The organism is Xanthomonas sp. LMG 12460 (genome assembly GCF_009192895.1).
In the GTDB taxonomy this organism is placed as follows: domain Bacteria; phylum Pseudomonadota; class Gammaproteobacteria; order Xanthomonadales; family Xanthomonadaceae; genus Xanthomonas_A; species Xanthomonas_A sontii.
This window is the reverse complement of sequence record NZ_NKUH01000097.1, coordinates 1-3,008: the sequence shown is the minus strand read 5'-3', so window position 1 is coordinate 3,008 and position 3,008 is coordinate 1. Positions and strand designations below refer to the sequence as shown.

The following is a 3,008-nucleotide window of genomic DNA, read 5'->3' as shown; positions in this document are numbered from 1 at the left end:
TGTTCGGCGCCTGGCGCGCCGCCGGGCTGGCCGGCCCCGGTGCGATCTGGGCCTGGGTGCTGGGCGCGGCGATCGTCACCACCATCGCCCTGGCCTATGCCGAGCTGGGCGCGATGTTCCCCGAGTCCGGCGGCATGGTCCGCTACAGCCACTATTCGCACGGTTCGCTGGTCGGCTTCATCGCCGGCTGGGCCAACTGGATCGCGATCGTGTCGGTGATCCCGGTGGAGGCCGAGGCCTCGGTGCAGTACATGGCGTCCTGGCCGTGGCAGTGGGCGCAGGACCTGTACGTGCAGCAGCCCGGCGGCGCCGGCGAGCTGTCGGTGCCCGGCCTGTGCATCGCCGCGGTGCTGGTGCTGGTGTATTTCCTGCTGAACTTCTGGAGCGTCAAGCTGTTCGCGCGCTCCAACAGCCTGATCACCGTGTTCAAGCTGGTGGTGCCGGCGCTGACCGGCGTGGCGCTGATCGCCAGCGGCTTCCACAGCGAGAACTTCAGCGTCGGCCTGCACGGCGGCAGCCACACCATCGACTTCGCCGCGGTGCTCACCGCGGTGGCCACCGCCGGCATCGTGTTCAGCTTCAACGGCTTCCAGAGTCCGGTGAACCTGGCCGGCGAGGCGCGCAATCCCGGGCGCAGCATCCCGTTCGCCGTGCTCGGCTCGATCGCGCTGGCCACGGTGGTCTACGTGCTGCTGCAGGTCGCCTACCTGGGCGCGGTTCCGCCGGACCTGCTGGCCAAGGCCGGCTGGCACGGCATCGACTTCCGCTCGCCGTTCGCGCAGCTGGCGATCATCGTCAACCTGCACTGGCTGGCGATGCTGCTGTACGTGGACGCCTTCGTCAGCCCCAGCGGCACCGGCATCACCTACACCGCCACCACCGCGCGGATGATCTACGGCATGGAGCGCAACGGCACCATGCCCAAGGTGCTGGGCCGGATCCATCCGACCTGGGGCGTGCCGCGCCCGGCGATGTTCTTCAACCTGCTGGTGTCCTACCTGTTCCTGTTCTTCTTCCGCGGCTGGGGCACGCTGGCGGCGGTGATCTCGGTGGCGACGATCATTTCCTACCTGACCGGCCCGATCAGCGCGATGGCGCTGCGCAAGCACGCGCCGGAGATGCACCGCCCGCTGCGCATCGCCGGCCTGCCGGTGCTGGCCGCCGCCGCCTTCGTGCTGGCCACCGAACTGCTGTACTGGGCGCGCTGGCCGCTGACCGGCGAGATCATCCTGCTGATGCTGGTGGCCCTGCCGGTGTACGCCTACTACCAGCAGCGCGACGGCTGGAAGGATTTCCGTCGGCACCTGCGCGGCGCCAGCTGGCTGATCGCCTACCTGCCGACCATCGCCCTGCTGTCGTGGGCCGGCAGCACCACCTTCGGCGGCCACGGTTACCTGTCCTACGGGCCGGACCTGGTGGTGGTCGGCGTGGTCGCGCTGGGCTTCTACTTCTGGGGCGTGCGTGCCGGCTGGCGCACCCCCTCGCTGCAGCAGGCCAGCGGCGGCTGAGCCGCGGCGGCATGCAAATAGCAAGCGCACTACTGGGCGACGTGGCGTAAGCTGCGCTGTGTGGCACCACTTGTATGCCCACATAAGTACCAGCGCGGTTACAGTGCAGTTACAATTCTTTACAGCCGACGTTCCTTTGGTGCTGTGTGGGGAGTTCGGTCAATGTATGGACCTACTGCAACCTTAAAAAATACGGGCCATTGTTGATGTAAATCTAACAATTATCTGTATAGTCGAGTTTGTGTCGCTAAGGAAGGTACTGATTATGAGTAGCAGAAGGCAAATTTTGATCATCACCGCTTGCCTCCTCGCATGCGCAGCGCTCGCAATTAGTATTACTATCCACACAAACCCAGGCCTAAATCAAGCTAACACGCGACCAACAAATAAAGACGCAGAAACGAAAAATAAAAAAAATCCTTATCCCATTTCAGTTCCTTTTACCGTGATAGACAGATCAGTCGTCACGCCGGTTGGTGAACGCGCGTTCGTCATAAATCGCTTATCTTCTGGCCGCCCCGCTGGTGATGTACTTAGTTACGTCCGCTCTCTTAAAGTCAAGTCGGATCAAGGGGATGCCGTTGCCACGTACTCAATATTTCTCGCAGTGCAAGAATGCAAGGACGCTTTAGACGCAAAGAGCATGAATGCGTTGGAAGCCATGAAAAAAGCGGGGGTGGGCCGCGAGTATTTGGCAGGGATCGAGAGAAATCTTAATGATTGCGCCGCACTTGCCTCTGACTCTGGATATTACGAAACGGCATGGCTGCAGAAAGCAGCACAACAGGGTTCTATAGAAGCGAGACTCTACTACGCAGCCTCCCCCGAGTCCGTTATTGGTCCGCAGAGAGATTATTTAAAAAACTCAGACCTGGCCTCAGAATGGAAAGCAAATTCCCTTTCTTATCTACAATCGGCTTCGCGACTTGGAAGCGTAGACGCACTGCTCTCACTAGGCAACGCCTATTCCGCAGGGATAATAACACCCGCGGACCCAGTAATGAGCTTTGCTTATTACAACGCTGCCAATCAAGTTTTCCCAAATGCACAATCATCGCAGCTAGTTGCTCAACTTCAGATTAAGTTGACAGCCGCTCAGCAGCAGTCGGCACGTCAAATCTCCCAAGAGATAATCAAAAACTGCTGTAACAGCCATTAATGGATACGACATGATTGACAGATGCAGGAAGCAAAGTCTTTTTTTCACTATCGGCTTGGCGTTTGTTATTGCAACTGGATTCGCATCTTGGAACGCTTTCGGCGTAGCTCCGCAGACACTAGGACCATACATGTGCACTGGGTGCAATATAGGCTCACCCATGCCGGATGCGATCACCAAAACATTTCTTGCAAATTTTGAATCAAATTACGAGCACGCCATTTTCTCGGGATATTCCATTATTGTTTGCAACACTAGTTATTGCGCCGTCTATACAAAGACAGATAGCGACAGCTACGTTGGAAGCAACCGGACGCAGCAGCAGTCTGGCGGTGGTGGCG

Annotated in this window: 3 protein-coding genes; all 3 read left to right on the top strand. The window is 58.9% G+C overall.

Going from position 1 to position 3,008, the window contains the following annotated elements; translation table 11 throughout:
- On the top strand, nt 1-1,508 hold a 1,508-nt coding region (locus CEK66_RS17490), incomplete at its 5' end, for an APC family permease (protein ID WP_152237763.1).
- Between the two features lie 286 nt (nt 1,509-1,794).
- A complete protein-coding gene (locus tag CEK66_RS17485) occupies nt 1,795-2,667 on the top strand; it encodes a sel1 repeat family protein (RefSeq protein WP_152237762.1) in 873 nt (290 codons plus the stop codon).
- 160 nt (nt 2,668-2,827) lie between these two features.
- Nucleotides 2,828-3,008: hypothetical protein (locus CEK66_RS20690; protein ID WP_226978662.1), on the top strand; the 181-nt coding region annotated here is incomplete at its 3' end.